Source organism: Actinopolymorpha rutila (assembly GCF_013407855.1).
GTDB classification, from domain to species: domain Bacteria; phylum Actinomycetota; class Actinomycetes; order Propionibacteriales; family Actinopolymorphaceae; genus Actinopolymorpha; species Actinopolymorpha rutila.
The window spans coordinates 2,290,466-2,314,315 of the sequence record NZ_JACBZH010000001.1 but is presented as its reverse complement, the minus strand read 5'-3'; the positions used below and the strand labels follow the sequence as shown (position 1 = coordinate 2,314,315).

At 72.5% G+C, this 23,850-nt stretch carries 23 protein-coding genes and 1 pseudogene; 10 read left to right on the top strand and 14 right to left on the bottom strand.

The features are described 5' to 3' along the window. Positions 1-18 precede the first annotated feature (18 nt). The gene (locus F4554_RS10420) at positions 19-1,308 is read right to left on the bottom strand and encodes a hypothetical protein (protein ID WP_202889237.1); all 1,290 of its coding nucleotides are present in this window, start codon (positions 1,306-1,308) and stop codon (positions 19-21) included. 123 nt (positions 1,309-1,431) lie between these two features. Between F4554_RS10420 and F4554_RS10415 the strand changes: the two genes are divergently transcribed. Next, complete coding sequence (locus F4554_RS10415) at positions 1,432-2,400, top strand: dihydrodipicolinate synthase family protein (protein WP_179787193.1); 969 nt, start codon at positions 1,432-1,434, stop codon at positions 2,398-2,400. Positions 2,401-2,445: 45 nt separating this feature from the next. Here the strand turns inward: F4554_RS10415 and F4554_RS10410 are convergent, their stop codons facing one another. Then, positions 2,446-4,137 (bottom strand): ribonuclease J, encoded by a 1,692-nt coding sequence (locus F4554_RS10410; RefSeq protein ID WP_179787192.1) that lies wholly within the window; start codon positions 4,135-4,137, stop codon positions 2,446-2,448. Continuing rightward, a complete protein-coding gene (gene dapA / locus F4554_RS10405) occupies positions 4,134-5,051 on the bottom strand; it encodes a 4-hydroxy-tetrahydrodipicolinate synthase (protein WP_179787191.1) in 918 nt (305 codons plus the stop codon). The genes F4554_RS10410 and dapA overlap by 4 nt, the downstream gene beginning before the upstream one ends. Before the next feature lie 359 nt (positions 5,052-5,410). Between dapA and thrS the strand changes: the two genes are divergently transcribed. Then, a complete protein-coding gene (thrS, locus tag F4554_RS10400) occupies positions 5,411-6,733 on the top strand; it encodes a threonine--tRNA ligase (protein ID WP_337795956.1) in 1,323 nt (440 codons plus the stop codon). Between the two features lie 98 nt (positions 6,734-6,831). Here thrS and thyX read toward each other — a convergent pair whose 3' ends face one another. Then, the gene (gene thyX, locus F4554_RS10395) at positions 6,832-7,647 is read right to left on the bottom strand and encodes an FAD-dependent thymidylate synthase (protein WP_179787189.1); all 816 of its coding nucleotides are present in this window, start codon (positions 7,645-7,647) and stop codon (positions 6,832-6,834) included. A 534-nt stretch (positions 7,648-8,181) separates the two neighbouring features. On the opposite strand from thyX, the pseudogene F4554_RS33985 reads away from it, so the two are divergent. The 3 genes and pseudogenes from F4554_RS33985 to F4554_RS10385 all read left to right on the top strand — a co-directional run. Next, positions 8,182-8,601: pseudogene (locus F4554_RS33985) on the top strand (C1 family peptidase); the annotation flags it as partial. A 59-nt stretch (positions 8,602-8,660) separates the two neighbouring features. Continuing rightward, positions 8,661-9,344 carry a C1 family peptidase gene (locus tag F4554_RS32045; RefSeq protein ID WP_202889236.1) on the top strand — a complete coding sequence of 228 codons (684 nt, stop codon included), beginning with the start codon at positions 8,661-8,663 and terminating at the stop codon, positions 9,342-9,344. A gap of 11 nt (positions 9,345-9,355) precedes the next feature. Further along, a complete protein-coding gene (locus tag F4554_RS10385; RefSeq protein ID WP_179787188.1) occupies positions 9,356-9,787 on the top strand; it encodes a hypothetical protein in 432 nt (143 codons plus the stop codon). Between the two features lie 119 nt (positions 9,788-9,906). On the opposite strand, the gene F4554_RS10380 is transcribed toward F4554_RS10385, so the two are convergent. From F4554_RS10380 to paaA, 7 genes are all read right to left on the bottom strand, one after another. Beyond that, the gene (locus F4554_RS10380; protein WP_179787187.1) at positions 9,907-10,251 is read right to left on the bottom strand and encodes a protease inhibitor I42 family protein; all 345 of its coding nucleotides are present in this window, start codon (positions 10,249-10,251) and stop codon (positions 9,907-9,909) included. Between the two features lie 234 nt (positions 10,252-10,485). Then, positions 10,486-11,709 (bottom strand): cysteine desulfurase-like protein, encoded by a 1,224-nt coding sequence (locus F4554_RS10375; protein ID WP_337795955.1) that lies wholly within the window; start codon positions 11,707-11,709, stop codon positions 10,486-10,488. An 81-nt stretch (positions 11,710-11,790) separates the two neighbouring features. After that, a complete protein-coding gene (gene paaE / locus F4554_RS10370; RefSeq protein ID WP_337795954.1) occupies positions 11,791-12,978 on the bottom strand; it encodes a 1,2-phenylacetyl-CoA epoxidase subunit PaaE in 1,188 nt (395 codons plus the stop codon). Beyond that, a complete protein-coding gene (paaD, locus tag F4554_RS10365) occupies positions 12,975-13,502 on the bottom strand; it encodes a 1,2-phenylacetyl-CoA epoxidase subunit PaaD (RefSeq protein ID WP_179787186.1) in 528 nt (175 codons plus the stop codon). Before paaD ends, paaE begins: the two co-directional genes overlap by 4 nt. Continuing rightward, on the bottom strand, positions 13,502-14,275 hold the full coding sequence (paaC, locus tag F4554_RS10360) for a 1,2-phenylacetyl-CoA epoxidase subunit PaaC (protein ID WP_337795953.1): 774 nt from the start codon (positions 14,273-14,275) through the stop codon (positions 13,502-13,504). Before paaC ends, paaD begins: the two co-directional genes overlap by 1 nt. A gap of 44 nt (positions 14,276-14,319) precedes the next feature. After that, complete coding sequence (gene paaB, locus F4554_RS10355) at positions 14,320-14,655, bottom strand: 1,2-phenylacetyl-CoA epoxidase subunit PaaB (protein ID WP_179787184.1); 336 nt, start codon at positions 14,653-14,655, stop codon at positions 14,320-14,322. Next, complete coding sequence (gene paaA, locus F4554_RS10350) at positions 14,652-15,677, bottom strand: 1,2-phenylacetyl-CoA epoxidase subunit PaaA (protein WP_179787183.1); 1,026 nt, start codon at positions 15,675-15,677, stop codon at positions 14,652-14,654. Before paaA ends, paaB begins: the two co-directional genes overlap by 4 nt. A 183-nt stretch (positions 15,678-15,860) precedes the next feature. Here paaA and F4554_RS10345 point away from each other — a divergent pair, with 183 nt between their 5' ends. The 5 genes from F4554_RS10345 (at position 15,861) to F4554_RS10325 (ending at position 19,215) form a co-directional block, all read left to right on the top strand. Continuing rightward, positions 15,861-16,496, top strand: coding sequence for a CGNR zinc finger domain-containing protein (locus F4554_RS10345; protein ID WP_179787182.1), 636 nt, complete (start codon positions 15,861-15,863; stop codon positions 16,494-16,496). Next, entirely contained in the window at positions 16,493-17,047 is a 555-nt protein-coding gene (locus F4554_RS10340; RefSeq protein ID WP_179787181.1) for a GNAT family N-acetyltransferase, read from the top strand. The genes F4554_RS10345 and F4554_RS10340 overlap by 4 nt, the downstream gene beginning before the upstream one ends. Before the next feature lie 2 nt (positions 17,048-17,049). Continuing rightward, complete coding sequence (locus tag F4554_RS10335) at positions 17,050-17,889, top strand: AzlC family ABC transporter permease (RefSeq protein WP_179787180.1); 840 nt, start codon at positions 17,050-17,052, stop codon at positions 17,887-17,889. Further along, entirely contained in the window at positions 17,886-18,191 is a 306-nt protein-coding gene (locus tag F4554_RS10330; RefSeq protein ID WP_179787179.1) for an AzlD domain-containing protein, read from the top strand. The genes F4554_RS10335 and F4554_RS10330 overlap by 4 nt, the downstream gene beginning before the upstream one ends. Positions 18,192-18,321: 130 nt before the next feature. After that, entirely contained in the window at positions 18,322-19,215 is an 894-nt protein-coding gene (locus tag F4554_RS10325) for a phytanoyl-CoA dioxygenase family protein (protein WP_179787178.1), read from the top strand. A gap of 24 nt (positions 19,216-19,239) precedes the next feature. On the opposite strand, the gene dapB is transcribed toward F4554_RS10325, so the two are convergent. From dapB to F4554_RS10310, 3 genes are read right to left on the bottom strand one after another with little or no spacing between them, the layout of a single operon-like run. Beyond that, on the bottom strand, positions 19,240-19,986 hold the full coding sequence (dapB, locus tag F4554_RS10320; RefSeq protein WP_337795952.1) for a 4-hydroxy-tetrahydrodipicolinate reductase: 747 nt from the start codon (positions 19,984-19,986) through the stop codon (positions 19,240-19,242). Between the two features lie 55 nt (positions 19,987-20,041). Continuing rightward, positions 20,042-21,439, bottom strand: coding sequence for an insulinase family protein (locus F4554_RS10315; RefSeq protein ID WP_179787177.1), 1,398 nt, complete (start codon positions 21,437-21,439; stop codon positions 20,042-20,044). After that, positions 21,436-23,643 (bottom strand): polyribonucleotide nucleotidyltransferase, encoded by a 2,208-nt coding sequence (locus F4554_RS10310; RefSeq protein WP_179787176.1) that lies wholly within the window; start codon positions 23,641-23,643, stop codon positions 21,436-21,438. The genes F4554_RS10315 and F4554_RS10310 overlap by 4 nt, the downstream gene beginning before the upstream one ends. Positions 23,644-23,850 lie beyond the last annotated feature (207 nt).

Genomic DNA, 23,850 nt, shown 5'->3' with positions numbered 1-23,850 from the left:
CCCGGGCGGCCCGCCCGGTCAGGCCAGCTCGACGTGGTAGACGACCGGCGGGCGGCCCATCTGGCCCTCGTTCAGAGTGCCGATCGGGACCGCCGCGCCCGCGCGTTCCAGCCGTTTCAGCAGCCGCCGCGCGCTGCGCTCCTGGATCTCGAACGCGAGGGCGAGCTCGGTCGCGGTGACCCGGCCCTCCTCGACGCCCTCCAGGAACTGCCGCAGCGACTGCAGGGTCGCCCGGCTCATCCCCAGCCGCTGGGCGAGCCGGCCCAGGTCGGTCGGTCCGGCTCCCTCGGCCGGCTCACCGACGGCGAGGATGATGTCGGCGTCGTGCGGCGCGGCGAGGACAGCGGCGAGGTCGCCCTGTGCCCGGGCGCGGGCCAGGGCGCGCGAGGCGTGCGCGGCCGCCTCTCCCGCCGAACGCCCGATGCCGAGCCCGACGTGCACGTGGTCGTGCCGCTCGGCCAGCCGGCCGAGGAACGGCGCGCTCCGGAACCCGTCGGTGACCCGTTCCAGCGGCCCGCGCGTGGTCACCAGCAGGTAGCGTTCGGCGTCGATCCGGACCACCGCGCCGCCGAGTTCGCCGAGGTCGCGTTCGAGCGCCGGGTCCGTCTCGGCCAGCTCCACGAACCCCAGTGCCACCTGCGCGTCGGAATGGTGGGCGTTCCGGGTCTGCAGGGCGAGGTCGTCCACCGCGTCGCGGATGTCGCGCGGTGAGGGTGCGAGGCGTACCACCGGCATCTCCTTGCGGAGCACGTCGTACGCCGAGCGGAGGCAGGTCACCGCGACCGTCGCGCCCTCGTCTCGGGCCTGCCGGTGGAACGCGACCACGTCCCGGGAACGCACCTCCGGCGCGTAGACCATGGTGCGGGCGGCGTCCGGCGCCAGGCCCGCCTCGGCGAGCGTCTCGCGTACCTCCAGCGGGTCCAGCGTGTCGATGCTGATCAGGCTCAGGTCGCGTCCCTGCTGGCCGAGCCGGAACAACGCGGCCAGCAGGGTGAGGCCGCTGTACGACACGTGCCCGGCCGGCGCGCCGACCGCGTGCTCGGCGTCGGCGATCGCGTGCGGCACCACGCCGGTGAACAGCCAGGCGTCCACCTCGTCGGCGTGCTCGCGCAGGATCCGGGCGGTCTCCTGCTCCTGGCGGTACGGCAGCCGGACCGCCCGCAGGGCCGGAGCCGCCTCCGCCGCCGCGGCGACCCGGGGTACCAGGTCGGCAGGGCCCACGACCCCGAACACGAGGGTGCGGTCCGGTGCTGCCCTCCTGCCACCCTGGTCCGGGCGCGCCATGGACGGCCGCTGGGTTGTCTTCATGGCGCGTACGTTACGGCCTGCGCCGGAACTCCGCCCGCACTCCCGGTCGGCCGGACGACGCCGGGCTTTCGGGAACGGCGTACCCATCGGCATCCGGCCCCGGACAGGGCAGACTCGGGGACCATGACCAGCAGCCCAGGATCGCCCGGAAACCCACCGACCGACCCCGTCGCGCAGGTGCGCGACCTGCTGCGGGGCGGGCTCGTGGCGGCGACGCTCACGCCGTTCCGCCCCGACGGGACCGTGGCGCGCTCGGCGGTGGCACCGTACGCCACCGCGCTCGTCGACGCCGGTGCGCGCGGCCTGGCGGTCGGCGCGCACACCGGCCGCGGTGTCCACCTCTCCGCCGACGACCTGACCTTCCTTGTCCGCGAGTGCGGGCAGGTGGCCGGGGCGCCGGTCGTGGCCGGCCTCTCGCTGCCCGCCGCCACCGGGAGGCCGGACGACCTCGTCGCGCTCGGCGCCCGGCTGCGCGACGCCGGCGCCCAGGCCCTGCTGGTGTCCCCCGTGCCGTACGCGGACCGGGCCGCGACGGTCGACCTGCACGTCCGGCTCGGTGAGGAGGTCGGCCTTCCGCTGGTGGCGTTCGTGTTGTACGAGCGGGCGAGCCGGCTGCAGTACGACGTCGGCACCCTCGCCGAGCTCCTCGCGCTCCCCTGGGTGTGCGGTGTCAAGCTGGCCTTGCTGGACGACGCGATGGCCTGCCAGGACCTGCTCGAGGCGGCCACCGCCACGGCGCCGGACACGCTGGTGTTCACAGGCGAGGACCGGATGTACGGACCGTCGCTGATGTGGGGCGCCCAGGCGGCGCTGCTCGGGATCGCCGCCGCGCTGCCCGCGTGGTCGGCCGCCGTCCTGGACACCTGGACGCGCGGCGACCTCGCGGACTTCGTGGGCGCCTCCGCCCGGCTGGACGCCCTTGCCCGGTTGACGTTCCGCGAACCGATGGAGGGTTACGTCCAGCGGATGGCCTGGGTGGCGGCCTGGCAGGGCCTGCTGCCCGCCGAGGTCGCGTTCGACCCGTACGCCCCGGCCCTGCCCGCCGGCGAACGCGCCACCCTGCTCGAGCAGCTGGACGCCCTCGCCGACTGAGCGGCGCCGTCTGCGCGCTCGCGGGCTCGGAGCCTGGAGTCTGTCCTAGACCTCCACGACCACCGGGATGATCATCGGCCGGCGGCGGTGGGTGTCGCTCACCCACTTGCCGATGGTGCGCCGGATCAGCTGCTGCAACTGGTAGGTGTCGTCCACGCCGTCACGGCCGGCCCGGTCCAGCGCCTCGGCGATCTTCTCCAGCACCGGATCGAACACCGAGTCGTCCTCGGCGAAGCCGCGGGCCTTGATCTCCGGTCCCCCGGTCACCTTCCCGGTCACCGAGTCGACCACCACGATGACGGAGATGAAGCCCTCCTCGCCGAGGATGCGGCGGTCCTTCAGCGACGTCTCGGTGATGTCGCCGACGGTCGAGCCGTCGACGTAGACGTAACCGCAGTCGACCTTCCCGGCGATCCTGGCGACACCGTCGATCAGGTCGACCACCACGCCGTCCTCGGCGAGCACGACGCGTTCCCTGGGCACACCGGTGGCCACCGCCAGGTCGGCGTTGGCGCGCATGTGCCGGATCTCGCCGTGCACCGGCAGGACGTTGCGGGGGCGGATGATGTTGTAGCAGTACAGCAGCTCACCGGCGGACGCGTGGCCGGACACGTGCACGAGCGCGTTCCCCTTGTGCACGACGTTGGCGCCCCAGCGGGACAGCCCGTTGATCACGCGGTAGACGGCGTTCTCGTTGCCGGGAATGAGGGATGACGCCAGTACGACCGTGTCGCCGACCTCAATCCGGATCTGCGGGTGGTCGCGGGCGGCGATGCGGGACAGCGCCGACAGCGGCTCGCCCTGCGAACCGGTGGAGATCAGCACCACCTCGTTCGGCTCGTACTTGTCCACCTCGCGTACGTCGATCACGGTGTTCGGCGGCACCCGGAGGAACCCCAGGTCGCTGGCGATCCCCATGTTGCGGACCATCGACCGCCCGACGTAGGCCACCTTGCGCCCGTGCTCGACCGCTGCGTCCATCACCTGCTGGACGCGGTGCACGTGCGAGGCGAAGCAGGCGACGATGATCCGGCGGTCGGCCCGGGCGAAGACCCGGTCGATCGTCGGGGTGATGTCGCGTTCGGAGACGGTGAAGCCGGGCATCTCGGCGTTGGTGGAGTCGACCAGGAACAGGTCGACGCCCTCCTCACCGAGCCGGGCGAACGCCCGCAGGTCGGTGAGCCTGCGGTCCAGCGGAAGCTGGTCCATCTTGAAGTCGCCCGTGTGCAGGACGGTCCCCGCGCCGGTGCGGATGGCCACCGCCAGGGCGTCCGGGATCGAGTGGTTGACCGACACGAACTCCAGGTCGAACGGGCCGAACCGCGTCCGCTGGCGTTCGCGGACGACATGGTGCGGAACGTCCTTCAGCCGGTGCTCGCGCAGCTTCCCGTCCAGCAGGGCCAGGGTGAGCTGGGAACCGACCACCGGGATGTCGCGGCGTTCGCGGAGGAGGTACGGCACCGCGCCGATGTGGTCCTCGTGCCCGTGGGTGAGGACGAGCGCCTCGATGTCGTCCAGGCGGTCCCGGATCGGCTCGAAGTCGGGCAGGATCAGGTCGACGCCGGGGTGCTTGTCCTCAGGGAAGAGCACGCCGCAGTCGACGATCAGCAGCCGGCCGTCGTGCTCGAAGACCGTCATGTTGCGGCCGATCTCGCCGAGACCGCCGAGTGGGGTGACGCGGAGCGCGCCGGGAGGAAGCTGGGCAGGGGCGCCGAGTTCGGGGTGGGGGTGGCTCATGAGGTGAGTCCAGCCTCCCGAAGGTCTGCTTCCAGCCCCCGGAGCTGGTCCTCCGTGGCCGGGACCAGCGGAGGTCGGACGGTACGGCCGGGCAGGACGCCCAGCACTTCGAGCGCGGCCTTGGCCATGATCGCTCCTTGGGTTCGGGTCATGATCGCCTGGAACGCCGGGACCAGGCGGCGGTCGATCGCCCGCGCGGACGCGAGGTCACCCGCGTCGACGGCGGCAAGCATGTCGGCGTACTCCCTGGCCGCGACGTGCGCGACGACACTCACCACGCCGACGGCGCCGGTCGCCAGCAGGGCGAGGTTCCACTCGTCGGAGCCGCTGTAGTAGGCGAGGTCGGAGCGCGCCAGCACCGCGGTGGTGCCGGCGATGTCGCCCTTCGCGTCCTTCACCGCGACGATCCGCTCGTGCTCGGCGAGCCGGATCAGCGTCTCGGTGGCGATCGCGGTGCCGGTGCGGCCCGGGATGTCGTACAGCATCACCGGCAGGCCGGTGGAGTCGGCGATGGTGCGGAAGTGCGCCAGCAGGCCTTCCTGCGGAGGCTTGTTGTAGTAGGGCGTCACCACGAGCAGGCCGTGTGCGCCGGCCTTCTCCGCCTGCACGGACAGCTCGACGGCGTGCCGGGTGTCGTTGGTGCCGGTCCCGGCGACCACGGTCGCCCGGTCGCCGACCGCCTCCACGACCGCGCGCAGCAGCGCGTCCTTCTCGGCGTCGCTGGTGGTGGGCGACTCACCGGTGGTGCCGCTGACCACCAGGCCGTCGTTGCCGGTGTCGACCAGATGGGTCGCCAGGCGCTGCGCGGCGGGCAGGTCGAGGTCGCCACCGGCGGTGAACGGGGTGACCATCGCGGTGAGGACGCGGCCGAGGGGCGCGCGGGGCGCCTCGGCAGGCGTTGAGCTGGGAGCCATGGGACCTCACGCTACCGGTCCGGGGTGGATCGGCGGAGCCGGTGGCGGCACGAACGGCCGCGATCTCCGCTACGCTCGTCCCGTGAACTTCGCGTCGGTCCTGTTCAGCACGACGACGCCGCAGTCGCTTCCCGCGACGCGGCGGCCTCGTCCCGACGATCTTTTCTCAACGATCAGTCGATAACGGCCGCGCGGACGGCCCGGGAGCACCTCCCGGGTCGGCTGGCACTCGGGGTGCTCCCTCCCTCACCCGAAGGAGACGAACCCCGATGCACGCACCACACTCACCCTCCGGCTCAGTTCGCCACGAACCAGCCGAATCTCGCGAACCCGGCGAACCCCTCGAGCCCGTCGAATCCGTGCACAACGCACCGGAGCGGCCGGCCGAGGGTCCGGACCGAAGTCCGCTCGCGGACGCCGGCGACGGACCGGTCGACCACCGCAGGCTCGGCCGCGAGCTCGACATCTTCACCGGCGACGAACTCGTCGGCGCCGGCTTCCCGCTCTGGCTGCCCGACGGTGCCGCCGTCGTCGCCGAACTCGAACGCTACGTCCTCGACCTGGAACGCCGGCAGGGCTACCGCCACGTGCGGACCCCCGCGGTGGGCAAGCGCGCGCTGTACGAACGCTCCGGCCACTGGCAGCACTTCGGTCCGGACATGTTCCCGCCGTTCCGGGTCGGCGGTGAGGACCTCGTCCTGCGGCCCGTGCTGTGCCCGCACCACGCGCTGGTCTACCGCTCCCGGCTGCGCAGCCACCGGGAGCTGCCGCTGCGGATCGGCGAGGTCGGGTCGATGTACCGCATGGAGCGGTCCGGGGTGGTGGGCGGACTCACCCGCGTGCGCGGCATCACCCTGAACGACGCGCACATCTTCTGCCCGCCCGAGCAGGCCGCACGGGAGGCGGTGCGGGCGCTTTCGATGATCGACGAGGCGTACGACGTCCTCGGGATCCGCGCGGCGTACCACCGGCTGTCACTGCCCGGCCCGCCGGAGGAGGGCAAGTCCTACGCGGGTGAGGCGTCGATGTGGGAGCGGGCCGAGGCGATCCTGCGGGACGCGCTCGACCAGCACGGCGTGCAGGTTCGCGCGGTGCGGGGCGAGGCGGCGTTCTACGGGCCGAAGATCGACGTCCAGGTGTACGACGCGCACGGGCGGGAGTTCACCCTGTCGACCGTGCAGGTGGATCTGTACCAACCGGAGCGGTTCGACCTGGAGTACGTCGCTCCCGACGGCAGCCGGCAGCGGCCGGCGATGGTGCACCGGAGCGTGCTGGCGTCGATGGAGCGCATGGTGGCCTACCTGCTGGAGGCCTACGCGGGTGCCCTGCCGCCCTGGCTCGCGCCGGTGCAGGTGCTCGTCCTCCCGGTGAGCCCGGCGCAGGCCGAGGCGGCCCGGGCGGTTGCGCAGCGGGCCGAGGACGCCGGACTACGGGTCGACGTGGACGACCGCGACGAGAGCCTGGGCGCACGGGTGCGGGCCGCCCGCCCGCGCCGGGTGCCCTACCTCGCGGTGGTCGGCGCGCGGGAGGCCGACGCCGGCAGCGTGGCGGTCCGGCTGCGCGACGATCGCCGGCTACCGGCGATGCCGGTCGACGCGTTCGTCGACGCCGTGGCCGCGGTCGTCGCCGACCGCCGCCGCGACCTCGGTTTCACCGGAAAGCCAATCAGGGTTGACAACTGAGCAGGTCGTCCGCGCCCGTCCGGCAAGGCGGGGGAGTCGCGTGGCGGTGTCCTACGCGCGACGACGACAACGCCGCCGGGCGGGATGCGGGGGCCTGCTCAGGGGGCGACGCGGCCGTTGCGCTGGAAGGCGGCGTGGCTGAGCGGCATCAGCCGCGCCCACTCCTCCTCCATCCGCTCGGCCATCATCTCGATCTCACGCTGTGGGTAGGACGGGACCGCGGACTCCTCCCGGCTGGTACGCAGCGACAGGATGTTCATCAGCGAGCGGGCGTTGACCGTGACGTAGGCCGAGGAGTAGATCGTGAGCGGCAACACGATCCGGGCCACCTCGCGGGCGACCCCCGCGGCGAGCATGCGCTGGTAGGACGCGTAGGCCCGGCTGCACTGCTCGCGGGTCTCGCGTTGGACCAGCGCGTGCTGCTCCGGCGTACCCGACACGAACTGGTAGTGGCCGGGCTTGCCCTCCTGCACCAGCCTGCGCTCGGGTCCGGGGACGTAGAACACCGGCCGCAGCTCGCGGTAGCGCCCGGACTCCTCGTTGTAGGAGGCGATCCGGTGCCGCATCAGCTCGCGGAAGACGAAGATCGGCGCGTGCACGTAGAAGGTCATCGAGTTGTGCTCGAACGGGCTGCCGTGCCGGGACCGCATGAGGTAGTTGATCAGGCCGGCGGACCGCTCGGCGTCGGCCTCCACGTCGTCCAGGGACTGCTCGCCCTTGGTCGACACCCGGGCGGCGAAGAGCACGTCGGCGTCACGGGCGGCCGACCGGACCAGCTCGACCGAAACGTCGTCGCGGAACTCCGCCGCCGCGCCGTCGGCGTCCGTGGGCTCCACCGGCTCGCTCCCCTCACTCCTCACGGGCTGGCCATCCGTACGTGCGTCCACGCCGGTCGCCGCCGTCGCACCACCCATGCCTGCTCCTCCCGGAAGTCGTGTGCCGGATGTCGTGAAGTGTCCCGTTCACGCCCGACCCGCGTCAGCCTAGACCGCCGCTCCGACAGCTCGGGGACCCGCGCCGGGGTGGCGACCGGCGCCCAGGTGATCCCCCGATCCTGCCCGAAGCCGGTACAAATCCGCACTGACCAGGCCTTTCGGGGCGTCTGAACTTTCACCGAACCGCAACGACTACTTTCCGGTCACCACTTGTCACTCTTCTCACATAGGAGTACCCAGAACACAAGGCCCCGGAAGTCAACACCCCGGGACCCCTTGGAGGGCGTCCATGGAGACGTCGCAGAGCACCGGCCCGCACCCTTCGGCGGCCCACCGGGGAACGCCGTCGATCCGCGCCACGGCCGTCCGTGCTCGTCCCACAGCCCGTCCCACCGCTCGCTCCACCGGACGGCCCCATCGGACCGTCTCACCAGACCGGCCGCCGGGCCCGCACCGGCGTACCCGCAGGCGACCGGAGTCCTCGATCCACCGGAAACGCCCACGGGGGAAGCCATGCCTGTTCACCAGCCCCTCGACCTGGTCGACCTCGGCCGGACGCTGACCGGCGCCGGCACGCCCTGGGAGATGGCGCGCAACCCGATGACGGCGCTGTCGGAGAGTGAACGCGCCGGCCGCGTCCGAGTCCCGCTGCCAAGGCCCCGGGCCGCCGGGGCCGACCCGGGCGGGCGCCGGGTCACTGTCCCGGCGACGCCCGCCCTACCGGCTCCTCGTTCCGGGGACCGGTCCACCGGGACGGGCGGCGACGCCGGAGAGGCGGGCCACTTCGACCTGCGCGACGTGGGCGGCGTCGACTACACCACGCCGGTCAAGGACCAGGGCCCCTGCGGCAGTTGTGTGGCGTTCGCGACGCTGGCGGCCGTCGAGCACGTCGCCCGGTTCACCCGGCACATGCCCGACCTGCCGCTGGACCTGTCCGAGGCACACGCGTTCCACGGTTACGGCCGGTCCGACGGAGCGGGCGCGGACACCGGGTGGTGGCCGGGCGGCTGCTGCCGTCGGTCACCGACACCGGAGTGGCGTTCGAGGACTGCTTTCCGTACTCCCCGGACGACGCCGACGACTCGAGCCTGGATCTCGGCTGGCTCGACCGGCGGGCCCGGGTCACCGGCTTCACCCGGCTCGGCGCCGGCCCGGGTGCGATCAAGGAGCACCTGCGCATCTACGGCGCGGTCATCGCGTGCCTCGTCGTGTACCAGGACTTCTTCAGCTACCGGTCGGGGGTCTACCGGCACCTGTCCGGGGCGGCGACCGGCGGTCACTGCGTCGTACTGGTCGGATACGACGACGCCCAACAGTGCTGGATCGCCAAGAACAGCTGGGGAACCGGCTGGGGCGAGCAGGGGTTCTTCCGGATCGGCTACGGCGAGTGCGACATCGAGTCCTATCCCGGTCCGGGTGGTGTCGAGGTCTACGGCATCACCGGCGTCACCCTGCGCGCCCTGCTACCGGAGATGACGGTCCTCGCCCTGTGGGCGGGCGAGGACGACACCCACGTGTGGGTGTACGGCGCCGTTCGCGGCTGGCTCAGCCTCGACGGTGACGACCTGACGTCGGAGCACCCGCTGCTGCCGGAGCTCGCGACGTCGCAGACCCTCGAACGCCCGGTCCGGTTGTTCGAGGACGACGGCCGCATCACCTCGCTCCATCCTTCGTGAGGATCTACACCATGGCGACCACATTCACCGAAGGAAGCTCCGCGCGGGCTCCCGTTCCACGCACGGCGGCGACCTCGACGGGCAGTGCCCCCGGCACCCGCCCCGAACCGTCGTCGTTCACTCCCCCGCTGGTGCCGCCGCCGCGGCGCAGGGCGGGCGACCCCACCGAGGCCGACCTGACCGCCGCGACCTGGGACGTCCAGACCGGCGAACGGAGCGGTCACTGGCACGCGAACGTCCACGTCGAGGCGTACCGGCCGGCGGAGGGGCCGGGCACGCCGTGGCTGCTCCTGCGCGGGCCCGGCTGGCGCCGGCTCCCCCGCGCGGACGAGCGCGCCGGCACCGTGCTGGCGTTCCTGGGCGCGCAGGCACACCGCACCGGCCGGCCGGTCAGCGTTCTGGAGGACGCGGAGGGAGTGATCCGGCAGATCTACCTGTGGTGAACGACTGCCCTGCCGAGCACCCGGCAGGACAACTGTCCCGTGCTGAGCACCCGCGTGCCGGCCGGTCCCGGTGGTCGGGCCGTACGGCGGGCGGGTGCCCGGAGCTGTCGTCGACCGCGCTAGGAATCCGTGGGCCGGGCGCGCACCTCGACCTCGAAGCGCTCCAGCGAACTCGTCTCCCACGAGCGGCTGAGGACGAGTTCGGCCGCGCCCAGGCCGGGCGCGACGACGGCGAGCCGGACCAGCCGCTGCCCACCCGCGCCCGGAATCGGTGCCGCGCCGGTGCCCGCGCCGGGCAGCGCCAGCTCCGACGACACCACCTCCAGCGGCCCGGACACGCGTTCGACCCTCCACTGGTATCCGGTGGTGGCGTTCTCCGGCAACTGCACGAGGATCTCGTCGCCCACGGCCGCGATGGTCGACGTTCCGGTCTTCGTGACCACGATCTCGGCGATGGCGTCCACCCCCCTGACTGCGAGGTCGGATGAGTCAGCTCGGCAGGTGCTGGCCCACGCCACAGATCGGCCGGGTGCCGTCGAACTGGACACGTCACTGGTTCCTTTGGCCGCTCACCATAGTGCTTGGCCAGGCGTGCGCGGCGGTTATCACCAGGCTCGTTCGGTCAGATCCTGATCAGATCCGGCTCAGATCCGGCTCAGATCCGGACGGTCTCCCATCAGGCCCGGTTCAGGCCCGGTTCAGGCCCGGATGTCTGCCACGCCCTCGAGCAGCCGGTCGACGTCGGAGCGGTCGGTGTAGTGCGCCAGGCTGGCCCGGACGGCGCCGCCGGTGTCGCGTACGCCGAGCACCGCGGCGAGCTCCCAGGCGTAGTTGGAGCCGTTGGAGACGTTGACCCGAAGGCTTGCGAGGTGTTCGGCGACCTCGCGCGGAGGGTGGCCGGCGACGGTGAAGTAGGCGGTGGGAGTACGGAGGGTCGCCTTGCCGTAGGTGGTCACGTGCGCCATCGCGTCGAGGCCGCCGAGGAGGTAGGCGAACAGGTCCGTTTCGTACGCCTCGACCGTGGCCATCGACGCCAGCAACCGCGCCCGCCGCGACCCGGCGGCTCCCGCGTCCAGACCGGCCAGGTGGTCGACGGCGGCGACGGCGCCGGCCAGGTCGGCGAACGGCAGCGTGCCGCGCTCGAACCGCCCGGGCGCCTCTGCCGGCGCGGGCAGCAGCCGGTCCGGGCGTACGCCGTCCAGCGCGACCGGGTCGGCGACCACCGCCGCCAGGTGGGGCCCGGACCACTTGTAGGCGCTGGTGGCGTAGAAGTCGGCGCCGAGCGCGCGGACGTCGACCCGGATGTGCGGGGTGGAGTGCACGCCGTCGACGTAGACCAGTGCGCCGACCGCGTGGGCGCGGGCCGCGATCGCGGCGACGTCCGGGCGGGTGCCGACGAGGTTGCTCGCGCCGGTGACCGCCACCAGCCGGGTGCGGGCGCCGAGCAGGTCGTCGTACTGCTCGACCGGCAACTCACCAGTGGCGGCGTCGACGTCGGCCCAGCGCACGGTGGCCCCGGCGCGTTCGGCGGCCTGGACCCACGGCCGGACGTTGGCGTCGTGGTCCAGCCGGGACACGACCACCTCGTCGCCCGGCCCCCACTGCCGGGCCAGCGCGTCGGCCAGCCGGTAGGTGAGCGCGGTCATGCTGGGGCCGAGTACGACGCCCTCGGGTTCGCCGCCGACGAGATCGGCCACCGCCCGACGGCACTCGCCGACGATGCCGTCCGAACGCCGGCTGGCGGCCGACGCCCCTCCGACGTTGCTGAGCCCCTGGCGGTAGGCGTCCGCGATCGCGTCGATCACCGGCTGCGGCACCTGGGTGCCGCCCGCGCCGTCGAGGTAGGCGTGCCCGTCCGCGAGCGCGGGGTAGGCCGCGCGGATGCCGTCGATGTCATAAGCGCCGTACGCGTCGTAAGCCACCTACCCACCGTAGCGGCGCACTGACGGATCGGACCCTGGCGCTCCCGGTTTTCCGCACCCGCTCCGTACCCGGCCGCCGGGTCAGGCGTCGTAGTCGACCACCAGACGGTCGCTGGTCGGATGGGCCTGGCAGGTGAGGACGTAGCCGCGGGCGACCTCCTCCGGCTCGAGCGCGTAGCAGCGGTCCATCCGTACGTCGCCCTCGACCACGCGGGCCCGGCAGGTGCCGCACACTCCGCCGCGGCACGCGAACGGCGCGTCCCCGCGTACGCCGAGAACACCTTCCAGCACAGTCGGTCCGGGCGTCGGCAGCCGGAACGAGGACCGCCGACCGTCCATCACCACCTCGACCTCGCACCCCGCCGCGGTCTCGCTCGGTGGAACGGCGACCGGCGCGGTCTCGACCGGGGCGCCGACGTGGAACAGCTCGGTGTGCACCCGGGTGCGCGGCACCCCGCGCTCACGTAACAGCGCGCGGATCTCCTCGACCATGGCCAGCGGGCCGCAGAGGTACCACTGCTCCACCGACTCCACCGGCAGCAGCGTGTCCAGGAAACCGCCCAGCTTCGCCGCGTCCAGCCGGCCGCCCAGCAGGGCGATCTCGGGCAGCTCGCGCGACAGCACGTGCACCAGGTGGAACCGGTCGGGATAGCGGTCCTTGAGATCGGCGAGCTCCTCCACGAACATCACCGAGGCGCTGGTCCGGTTGCCGTACAGCAGTGTCACCCGGCTCGCCGGCTCGACCGCCAGCACGCCGGCCACCATGGACAGGATCGGCGTGATGCCGCTGCCGGCGGCCACGAACGCCAGGTGCCGGGCCGCCACCGGGTCCAGGACGACCGTGAACCGGCCGGTCGGCGTCATCACGCCCACCTCGTCGCCTGCCGCGAGGTCGGTCAGCGCGTACGACGAGAAGCCACCACCGGCGACCCGCTTCACCCCGATCCGCAACCGCGCCGGCGGCAACGGACTCCACGGCGAGCAGATCGAGTAGCTGCGGCGCAGGTCGTCTCCCGCGCGCGGCGTCGAGACGTTCAGGTGCTGGCCCGGCACGAACCGGTAGTCCTCGGCGAGTTCGGGTGGCACCTCGAACGTCACCGCCACCGCGTCGTCGGTCAGCGGATCCACCCGGGCGACCCGCAGCTGGTGGACGACCGCGTGCCGCCGGACGCCGCTGCGAGGGGTCCGCGGGTCGGCCGGGTCCGCGGCCGGGTCGATGGCCGGGTCGGTCGCCGGGTTCCGGGCCGGGTCGGTGGGCGGGGCGCTCACAGCGCCTTCACGTGTTCGAACGGCTCCCGGCACGACGCGCACGAACGCAGCGCCGTGCACGCGGTGGGCCCGAACCTGCTGAGCTCGCGGGTGGCCGTCGACCCGCAGCGCGGGCACCGAACGGCGAGCGTCAGGTCGACCGGACCGGAACCAGCCGTGCCGCTGTGACCCGCGGTGGGGCCGTGCCCCGTCGGGCTCGGCGGCGCGATGCCGGCCGCGGCGAGCTTGTCGCGGCCGGGCTCGGTGATCCAGTCGGTGGTCCAGGCCGGCGCCAGCACCCGGCGTACGCGAACGTCGGTGGCCCCGGCCACCCGCAAGGCGGCCTTGACATCGGCCTCGATCGCTTCCAGTGCGGGGCATCCGGCGTAGGTCGGGGTGACGTCGACCTCGACCACGCCGTCCGGCGAGACCCGCACGGCACGCAGGATGCCGAGCTCGGCGATGGTCAGCACAGGCAGCTCGGGGTCGGTGACGGCGGCCGCCGCCGCGCGGGCGGCCTCCGGGGCGAGCGCTCGCGCCGGCATCACCACGTCGCCCCCGGATGCGAACGCACCAGGTGCTGCAGCTCCGCCAGCAGGTACCCCATCGCCTCGGTGTGCACGCCGGCACGTCCGCCGGTGACCGGTGCGGCCGCGGGCTCCGGCACCGTGAGGGTGGCGCGGGTCAGCACGTCGCGTACGTACGACTCCCACTCCGCGCGCAGGCCGGGCCGGTCGACCGCGACACCCTCCGCGACCAGTGCGCGTTCGAGGTCGTCGGTCTCGAACAGTTCGTCGACGTGCGGCCACACGCAGTCAACCCCGGCTTGCATCCGGCGGTGGCTCTCCGGCGTGCCGTCGCCGAGCCGCAGCACCCACTGGGTGGCGTGGTCGCGGTGGTAGGCCACCTCCTTGACCGCCTTGGCCGCGATCGCCGCCAGCGTGGGGTCGGTGGACGCGGAGAGCCTGTCGTACAACAGAAGTTGGTACACCGAGAACACCAGCAGCCTGGCCATCGCCTCGCCGAAGTCGGCGTCCGCGCGCTCCACCAGCGTGACGTTGCAGAAGCCGCGCTCGTCCCGCGAGTAGGCCAGGTCGTCCTCGTCGCGGCCGAGACCCTCCCGCTCCCCCGCGTAGGTCAGCAGCATCCGCGCCTGGCCCAGCAGGTCCAGCCCGAGGTTGGCCAGCGCGACGTCCTCCTCCAACTGCGGCGCGTTGGTGATCCAGCCGCCGAGGCGCTGAGCGAGGATCAGCGTGTCGTCGCCCAGCCTGGTGGCGTACACCGCGACCGGCGGGTCCACCACCGCGCCGGCGCTCACCAGGCTCGGCGTGCCGGATTCCTTCGGTGTTCTCCCCGGGGCCGTCACAGGTGCGGCGCCCCTTCCGGTACGTCGTAGAACGTCGGATGGCGGTAGGTCTTGTCCGCCGCCGGGTCGAAGAACGCGTCCTTCTCGTCCGGGCTGCTGGCGCTGATCGCGGCCGCGGGGACGACCCAGATCGACACCCCTTCCTGCCGGCGGGTGTAGAGGTCGCGGGCGTTGCGCAGGGCCATCACCGCGTCAGGTGCGTGCAGGCTGCCGGCGTGTACGTGGGACAGTCCGCGCCGCGCCCGGACGAACACCTCCCACAGCGGCCAGTCGGCGTGACTGCCGCGCCGGCCGGCGTCGCGGTCCTGGTCGTCGCGGTCGGGTTCACTCATGCCGCCGGCCCGCCGTTCGGCTCGTTCGTACGCCCGGCGAGGTGCCCGGACGCTTCGGTCGCGTGTTTGGCGGCGTACGCCGTCGCCGCCTCGCGTACCCACGCACCGTCCTCGTGCGCCCGGCGGCGATGTGCCATCCGCTGGGCGTTGCACGGCCCGGCTCCCTTGATGACCCGGAGGAGTTCGGCGTAGTCCGGCTGGGTGAAGTCGTGGTGGCCCCGCTCGGCGTTCCAGCGCAGATCCGGATCGGGGATCCGCACGCCGAGCACCTCCGCTTGCGGAACCGTCATGTCGACGAACCGCTGCCGCAGCTCGTCGTTGGAGAACCGCTTGATCCCCCAGGCGGACGACTGCGCGCCGTGGGTGGACTCGGCGTCCGGCGGACCGAACATCGCCAGGCTCGGGTACCACCACCGGTCCACCGCGTCCTGCGCCATCGCCCGCTGCCGCTCGGTCCCCCTGGTCAGCGCCAGCAGCAGGTCGAACCCCTGCCGCTGGTGGAACGACTCCTCCTTGCAGATCCGCACCATCGCCCGCGCGTAGGGGCCGTAGGAGCAGCGGCACAGCGGCACCTGGTTGGTGATCGCCGCGCCGTCCACGAGCCAGCCGATGGCGCCGACGTCGGCCCAGGTGAGGGTGGGGTAGTTGAAGATCGAGGAGTACTTCTGCCGGCCGGAGTGCAGCTGGTCGAGCAGGTCGGCCCGGTCGACGCCGAGCGTCTCGGCGGCGGCGTAGAGGTACAACCCGTGGCCGGCCTCGTCCTGCACCTTGGCCATCAGGATCGCCTTGCGGCGCAGGCTCGGCGCGCAGGAGATCCAGTTGGCCTCCGGCTGCATGCCGATGATCTCCGAGTGCGCGTGCTGGGCGATCTGCCGGACGAGGGTACGGCGGTAGCCGTCGGGCATCTCGTCGCGCGGCTCGACCCGCTCGTCGGCGGCGAGCAACGCCTCGAACGCGGGCACACCGTCGGGCCGCTCCACAACGTCGGCAACGGTGTCGGCTGTCCGGCCCCTGGCGACCATGCGCCCCAGCGTACCGCCGGATGTGACGGGTTCCCACAGATTCGGCGGGAAGGTGTCATATCCGAGCAGGGTTGATCAGCGCGTCGATCACGGGGCGGACGGAATGCCTGCACCGGCGTGCGGATTATGGTGGTGTCGAGGTGTCCGGCGGCCGGGCCGGACCCGGCGCTGAGGGGGTGAGCCGTGACCGAGCCGCCCGCGCACCGCGTCCCGCCGCCCGCCGAGCTGCTGCCCGCGTTCGTCAACACCTACGACGTAGACCTCGCCGAACCCGAGCAGTTGCCCGACCCGGCGGCACTCACCGCCTGGCTGCGTTCCCAGAACCTGCTCGCCGGAGGCGCCTCGCCCGCCGCGGACGCGCCGTTCGCGTACTCCTCGCCGGGCTCCCCGGGCTCCCCGGGCTCCTCGGCCGCGACCGACGACGACCTCGTACTGGCCCATGAGCTCCGCGCGGGGCTGCGGCAGGCCATGCGCCAGCACCACGACGGCGACCTCGCCACCCTCGTACCCGAGCTGGACCGGGCCGCCGCCCGTCTTCCGCTGCGGGTCACCTTCGCCGGCACCGCACCTTCGCTCGCCCCCGCCGGTACGGGCGTCGTAGGCGCACTGGCCGCGCTGGTGGCCGCGGTCGCCTCCGCCCAGGCCGACGGCAGCTGGCAGCGGCTGAAGCTGTGCGCCGCGCAGGACTGCGCGTGGGCGTTCCTGGACTCCTCCAAGAACCGCTCCCGCCACTGGTGCTCGATGGGTTCCTGCGGCAACCGGCAGAAGACCCGGGCCTACCGCGCCCGCCAGAAGGCGGCTGACAGGATGGACGGATGAGCCAGCCCAGCGCCGACACCAGCGTCCGTATCGCCTGGGCCGCCGATGCCCCCGAGGTCGCCCGGGTCCAGGTGGCGGCCTGGCGGCAGGCGTACGCCGGCCTCCTCCCGGCCGAGGTCCTCGACCAACTCGACGAGGAGGCCTTCGCCGAGCAGTGGCGCCGGTCCCTGGCGCAGCCCCCGGACGCCCGGCACCGCCTGCTGGTAGCGCTCGACCACCAGACCGTGGTCGGGTTCGCCTCTACCGGGCCCGCCGACGACCCCGACGCCGATCCGGTCGCGGACGGGACGATCACGGCGTTCCACATCGATCCCGCCCAGACCCGGCACGGGCACGGCTCCCGGCTGCTGCAGGCGTGCGCCGACACCCTGGCCGCCGACAACTTCCGCCGGGCGGTCATCTGGCTGCAGGCCACCGACGACGCGCTCCGCGCGTTCCTCACCGAGGCCGGCTGGGGTCCCGACGGCGCCCACCGCGAGCTCGACCTGTACGGCGACGGGAGTGTCCGCGCCAAGCAGGTACGCCTGCACACCGCCCTCGTCGACGACTGAGCATGCCCGCGTCCCGATCCGCTTCGGCGGTCCCGGAGACGCGCCGCGCCGTGGTCCGCGACGCGGTCGCGATCGGCGTCGCCACCGGCGCGTACGGCATCTCCTTCGGCGCCCTCGGCGTGGCCGGCGGCCTGTCGGTCGCGCAGACCTGCGCCCTGTCCCTGCTGGCGTTCACCGGAGCGTCGCAGTTCGCGTTCGTCGGGATCGTCGGAGCCGGCGGAGCGGGCCTGTCGGCCGTGCTGGCGGCGTTGCTGCTCGGCACCCGGAACACCTTCTACGGCCTGCGGCTGACCGACCTGCTCCGGCTGCGCGGCCTCCGCCGACTGGCCGGTGCGCACTTCGTCATCGACGAGACGACCGCGATGGCGGTCGGGCGGCGCTCGCCGGAGCTGGGCCGGGCCGGTTTCTGGTACACCGCGCTGATCCTGTTCACCCTGTGGAACGCCGGGACGCTGCTCGGCGCGGTGGCCGGCGCCTCGCTCGGTGACCCCCGCACCTACGGGCTGGACGCCGCCGCACCGGCAGCGTTCGTCGCCCTGCTGTGGCCGCAGCTGACCACGGCACGGACGCGCGCGGTCGCGGCGGGCGGGGCGCTGGTCGCGGTGGCGCTGGTGCCGCTGGTGCCCGCGGGCGTTCCGGTCCTTGCCGCGGGTGTCGTGGCGATCGTCTTCGGGCTGCGGTCCACGTCGGCCCCGCCGGGTGACCCCGAGCCGACACCCGAGCCGATGGCCGACACCACGCCATCCGGCACCACGCCATCCGGCACCACGCCATCCGGCACCTCGTACGGCAACACGTACGGCGACTCCTCCTCCCACCCCACCCGAGGGGAGGCCCGATGACGCTCTGGGTCGCCGTGCTGGCCACCGCCCTCGGCTGTTACCTGCTCAAGCTGGCCGGGGTGTCGGTGCCCCGGCAGGTGCTCGACCGGCCGGCCGTACGACGGTCCGCGGCCCTGCTGCCGGTCGCCCTGCTCGCCGCGCTCGTCGGCGTGCAGACCCTGAGCTCGGGCACCCGGCTGGTCGTGGACGCCCGGCTGGCCGGAGTCGCGGTCGCCGTGGTCGCGTTGCTGCTGCGCGCGCCGTTCATCGTGGTGGTGGCGCTCGCGGCGCTCACCGCGGCGCTCGTACGCCTGGTGTTCTGACCCACCTCTGACCGGGCACGGACAACCGTCTCGCGAACCGAGACCAGCGGACGAACGTACGAGCCGACCGGCACGCACCGGCCTAGCGTCGAACCGGACCCACACGAATCACCGCGACGGACGGACTCTCATGGCTTCGGGCTATCAGGTACTCACCGACGAACAGGCGCAGGCGTTCCTCGAACAGGGCTTCGTGGTCATCCACGACTGCTTCACCCGCGAGGCCGCGGCGGAGTACACCGACCAGGTGTGGACCCGGCTCGGGTACGACCCGGACGACCAGTCCACCTGGGAACAGTCGTCGATCCACATGCCGACGCACCGCCGGATCGACGTACGCGAGTTCGCGCCCAAGGCCTGGCAGGCCGCCTGCGACCTGCTGGGTGGCGAGGACCGGGTGGCCAAGCCGTACTCGTGGGGCGACGGCTTCATCGTCAACCTGTGGGAGGGCGAGGACCGTCCCTGGCAGCCCGCCTCGGCGCAGGCCCCCGGCTGGCACAAGGACGGCGACTTCTTCCGGCACTTCCTCGACTCACCCGAGCAGGGCCTGCTGACGCTGGTCCTGTGGTCGGACGTACGCCACCAGGGCGGCGCGACGTTCGTGGCCGCGGACTCGGTAGGCCCGGTGGCGCGCTACCTCGCCGAGCGGCCCGGCGGCGTGCTGCCCACCGAGTTCGACACCCCGAGCCTGGTCGGGCAGTGCCAGAACTTCGTGGAGGCCACCGGCCGGGTCGGCGACGTCTTCCTGCTCCATCCGTACGTCCTGCACGCGAAGGCACAGAACCTGCTGCGCCTGCCCCGGCTCATCACCAACCCGCCGGTGCACCTGGCCGAGCCGATGCGCTTCGACCGCGAGGACCCGGCCGACTTCTCGCTGGTTGAGCGGGCGGTGCTGCGCGGGCTGGGTGTGGAGCGGTACGACTTCACTCCCACCGCGCCGCGGGAGGCCGTCGTCCCCGAGCGGGTGCGCCGGCAGGAGCGGATGAAGGCCGAGGAGGAACGCCGGCTCAGCGGGCGCCGCTGACGCCAGGCCGGGCACGGGGGACGGTCAGTCCAGGTCGAGGTAGTGCTCCAGCCCGACCGTGAGGCCGGGCCGCTCCCCCACCATCCGGGCACCGAGCACGACGCCCGGCATGAACGACGTCCGGGCCATCGAGTCGTGCCGCAGGGTCAGCGTCTCGTCCTCGCCGCCGAACAGCACCTCCTGGTGCGCGACCAGACCGGACAGCCGGACGCTGTGCACGGGTATGTCGGCCACCCTGGCACCGCGCGCACCGGCCACCTCCTGGGTGGTGGCGTCCGGCACCTCGCCGAGTCCTGCCTCCCGCCGGGCGGCGCTGATCAGCTCGGCCGTCCGCGAAGCGGTGCCCGAGGGCGCGTCCGCCTTGCGCGGGTGGTGCAGCTCGATCACCTCGACGGACGGGAAGAACCGCGCCGCCTGCTCGGCGAACCGCATCATCAGCACGGCGCCGACGGAGAAGTTGGGGGCGACCAGCACCCCGACCTTGGGCGCGTCGGCCAGCCAGCCGCGCACCTGGTCCAGCCGCTCCGGCGTGAAGCCGGTGGTGCCGACCACGGCGTGGATGCCGTTCTGTACGCAGAAGCGCAGGTTGTCGAGCACCGCGTCGGGGTGGGTGAAGTCGATCACGACCTCCGCACCGGCCGCGCGCAGGTCGGTCAGCTGGTCGTCGACGTCCAGCCCGGCCACCAGGTCGAGCCCGTCGGCAGCCTCGACCGCACGGCAGGCCTCCGCGCCCATCCGGCCACGAGCTCCGAGAACAGCCACCTTCACCACGTACGACTCCTCCCCTGCCGCGCCGGCAGCGAACCGCCGGCGAAACGAACCAAGCTCAGCGAACCGCGCCCGCGAACCGGTCGGCGTCCTCGAACGGTCCGACCACCGCCAGCGTCGGCGCCGCCTCCAGCAGTTCCTTGCCGATCCGGCGAACGTCGTCCAGCGTCACCGCGTCGATCCGGCGCAGGATCTCGTCCACGCTGAGCAGCTCGCCGTAGACCAGGTCGGCTTTGGCCAGCCGGCCCATCCGGGAACCGGTGTCCTCAAGGCCCAGCACCAGCGAGCCGCGCAACTGGCCCTTGCCCCGCTCGAGCTCCTCGTCGGTGAGCCCGGAGGACACGACCTTCTCCAGCTCGTCGCGGCAGATGTCGAGCACCTCGTCGATCTTGCTCGGCAGACAGCCGGCGTAGATGCCGACCATGCCCGAGTCGGCGTAGTGGGATGCGAACGAGTAGACGGCGTAGGCCAGCCCGCGCTTCTCGCGTACCTCCTGGAACAACCGGCTGGACATGCCGCCGCCGAACGCCGCGTTGAGTACGCCCAGCACGAACCGCCGGTCGTCCGAGCGCGGCAGGCCCGGAACGCCCAGCACGAGATTGGCCTGCTCGGTGGGCCGGTGAGCCAGCCGGACCGAGCCCCGGCCGGCCGTGGCGGCCGCGGCCGCAGAGGCCGCCGAGGCCAGCGCCCTGCTCGGGTTGCCCGACCGCGGCGGCGTCGGGTCACTGACCTGGCCGTTGAGCCGGCCGGCCTGCTCGAACGCCTGCGTCACCAGCCGCACCACGGCACGGTGCTCGACGTTGCCGGCCACCGCCACCACCAGGGACTCCGGGCGGTAGCGGCGGCGGTAGTAGCCGTACACCTGGCGCCGGGTCAGCGCCTCGATCGACTCCGTGGTGCCGAGGATCGGCCGGCCCAGCGGTGAGTCGCCCCACAGCTCCTCGGCGAACAGGTCGTGCACCGCGTCGGAGGGGTCGTCGTCGTGCATGGCGATCTCCTCCAGGATCACGCCACGCTCGCTGTCCACGTCGGCGGCGGTGACCAGGGACGAGGTCACCATGTCGCAGATAACGTCCACCGCCAGCGGGAGGTCGGCGTCCAGCACCCGCGCGTAGTAGCAGGTGTACTCCTTGGTGGTGAAGGCGTTCATCTCACCACCGACGGCGTCCAGCGCGGAGGAGATCTCCATCGCGTCCCGGCGCCGGGTGCCCTTGAACAGCAGGTGTTCGAGGTAGTGGCTGGCGCCGGCGAGCGCCGGGGTCTCGTCACGCGAGCCGACGCTCGCCCAGACCCCGAAGCTCACCGAACGCACCTGTGGCATGGCCTCGGTGATGATGCGCAGTCCGCCCGGCAGGACCGTACGCCGGACCACTCCGCCGTCACCCTCCCTGAGGAGGGTACGAGTCGAGCCCGACGGCTGGCTCCCCGCAGCCAGCCGTGCCAGTCGTGGGCTCACTTCTCGGGCGACTTCTCGGAGTCCTCGACCACCGGCACCAGGGACAGCTTGCCCCGGTCGTCGATCTCCCCGATCTCCACCTGCAGCTTGTCGCCGACCTTCACGACGTCCTCGACGTTCTCGACCCGCTTGCCGCCGGACAGCGCCCGCAGCTTGGAGATGTGCAGCAGGCCGTCCTTGCCGGGAACCAGCGAGATGAACGCACCGAAGTTGGTGGTCTTCACCACCGTGCCGAGGTAGCGCTCGCCGACCTCGGGCATCGTCGGCGTGGCGATCCCGGCGATGACCGCGCGGGCGGCCTCCGCGGAGGGACCGTCGGCGGCACCGATGAAGATCGTGCCGTCGTCCTCGATGGCGATGTCGGCGCCGGTGTCGTCCTGGATCTGGTTGATGACCTTGCCCTTCGGCCCGATCACCTCGCCGATCTTGTCGACCGGGATCTTCATGGTGATGATCCGCGGGGCGTACGGCGACATGTCGCCGGGCGCACCGATGGTCTTCTCCATCAGGGTGAGGATCGTGAACCGCGCGTCCCGCGCCTGCTGCAGGGCGGACGCGAGCACCGACGCGGGGATACCGGTCAGCTTGGTGTCCAACTGCAGGGCGGTGACGAACTCACGGGTGCCGGCGACCTTGAAGTCCATGTCGCCGAACGCGTCCTCGGCGCCGAGGATGTCGGTCAGCGTGACGAACTCCGTCCTGCCGTCCACCTCGTCGCTGATCAGGCCCATCGCGATGCCGGCCACCTGCGCGCGCAGCGGGACACCGGCGCTGAGCAGTGCCAGCGACGACGCACACACCGAGCCCATCGAGGTGGAGCCGTTGGAGCCGACCGCCTCCGACACCTGGCGGATGGCGTACGGGAAGTCCTCGCGGCTGGGGAGGATCGGGTGGATCGCCCGCTCCGCGAGCGCACCGTGCCCGATCTCGCGCCGCTTCGGCGAACCGACGCGGCCGGTCTCGCCGGTGGAGTACGGCGGCATGTTGTAGTTGTGCATGTAGCGCTTGGTCGTGTCCTCTGCGAGGGTCAGACCGATGCGCCGCTCCAGCGACAGCATGTTCAGCGTGGTGACGCCGAGGATCTGCGTCTCGCCGCGCTCGAACAACGCCGAGCCGTGCACGCGCGGGACGACCCCGATCTCCGCGGACAGCGGACGGATGTCGGCGAGGCCGCGGCCGTCGATGCGGACCTTGTCGCGGAGTACCCGCTCGCGCACCAGGGTCTTGGTCAGCGAACGGAACGCCGCGCTGATCTCCTTCTCCCGGCCCTCGAAGTCGGCGCCGATCCGCTCCAGACCGAGCTCCTTCACCTCGTCCAGGCGGGACTCGCGGGTGGCCTTGTCACCGATGGTGAGGGCCTCGGCCAGCTCACCGCGCACCGCACCGGTCAGCGCCTCGAGGACGTCCTCCTGGTAGTCGCGGAAGACCGGGAACTCGGTGGTCGGCTTGGCGGACTTGGCGGCGAGGTCGTTCTGCGCCTGGCAGAGGGTGCGGATGAAGCCCTTGGCGGCCTCCAGCCCCTCGGCGACGATCTCCTCGGTCGGCGCCTGCACGCCACCGCGGACGAGCTCCCAGGTGTGGTCGGTGGACTCCGCCTCGACCATCATGATCGCCACGTCACCGTCGTCGAGCGCACGGCCGGCGACCACCATGTCGAACACGGCGTTCTCCAGCTCGGCGCGGCGCGGGAACGCGACCCACTGGCCGTCGATCAGCGCGACCCGAACGCCGCCGATCGGCCCGGTGAAGGGAAGGCCGGCGATCTGCGTCGACGAGGCCGCGGCGTTGATCGCGAGCACGTCGTACAGCACATCGGGGTTGAGCGACAGGACGGTGACGACGACCTGGACCTCGTTGCGCAGGCCCTTGACGAACGACGGGCGCAGCGGACGGTCGATCAGCCGGCAGGTGAGGATCGCGTCCTCGCTGGGCCGGCCCTCGCGGCGGAACACCGACCCGGGGATCTTGCCGGCGGCGTATCCCCGCTCCTCGACGTCGACGGTCAGCGGGAAGAAGTCGAACTGTTCCTTCGGGTGCTTGCCGGCCGTCGTGGTCGACAACACCATGGTGTCCTCGTCGAGATAGGCGACGACGGCCCCATTGGCCTGGCGTGCCAGGCGTCCGGTCTCGAACCGGACCGTGCGGGTGCCGAAGCGGCCGTTGTCGATGACGGCTTCGGCGGTGTGAATTCCGGGACCCTCCACAGGGCGCCCTCCTCATGACATCGGGGAGCGATCTGCCGCGGGGTACGTGGGTGCAGGATGTGCCGGTCTTCGATCGAGGCTCTCGGGTACGTCTCGGGTGATCTCGTTGGGTGATCTCGCCCGGGGGACTCCCGGAAGCCACTACCGAGGACCGGCGGCCTGTCTACCGCCTCACGCGGGGACCGCTCCGGTCCTTGTTGTGTACCG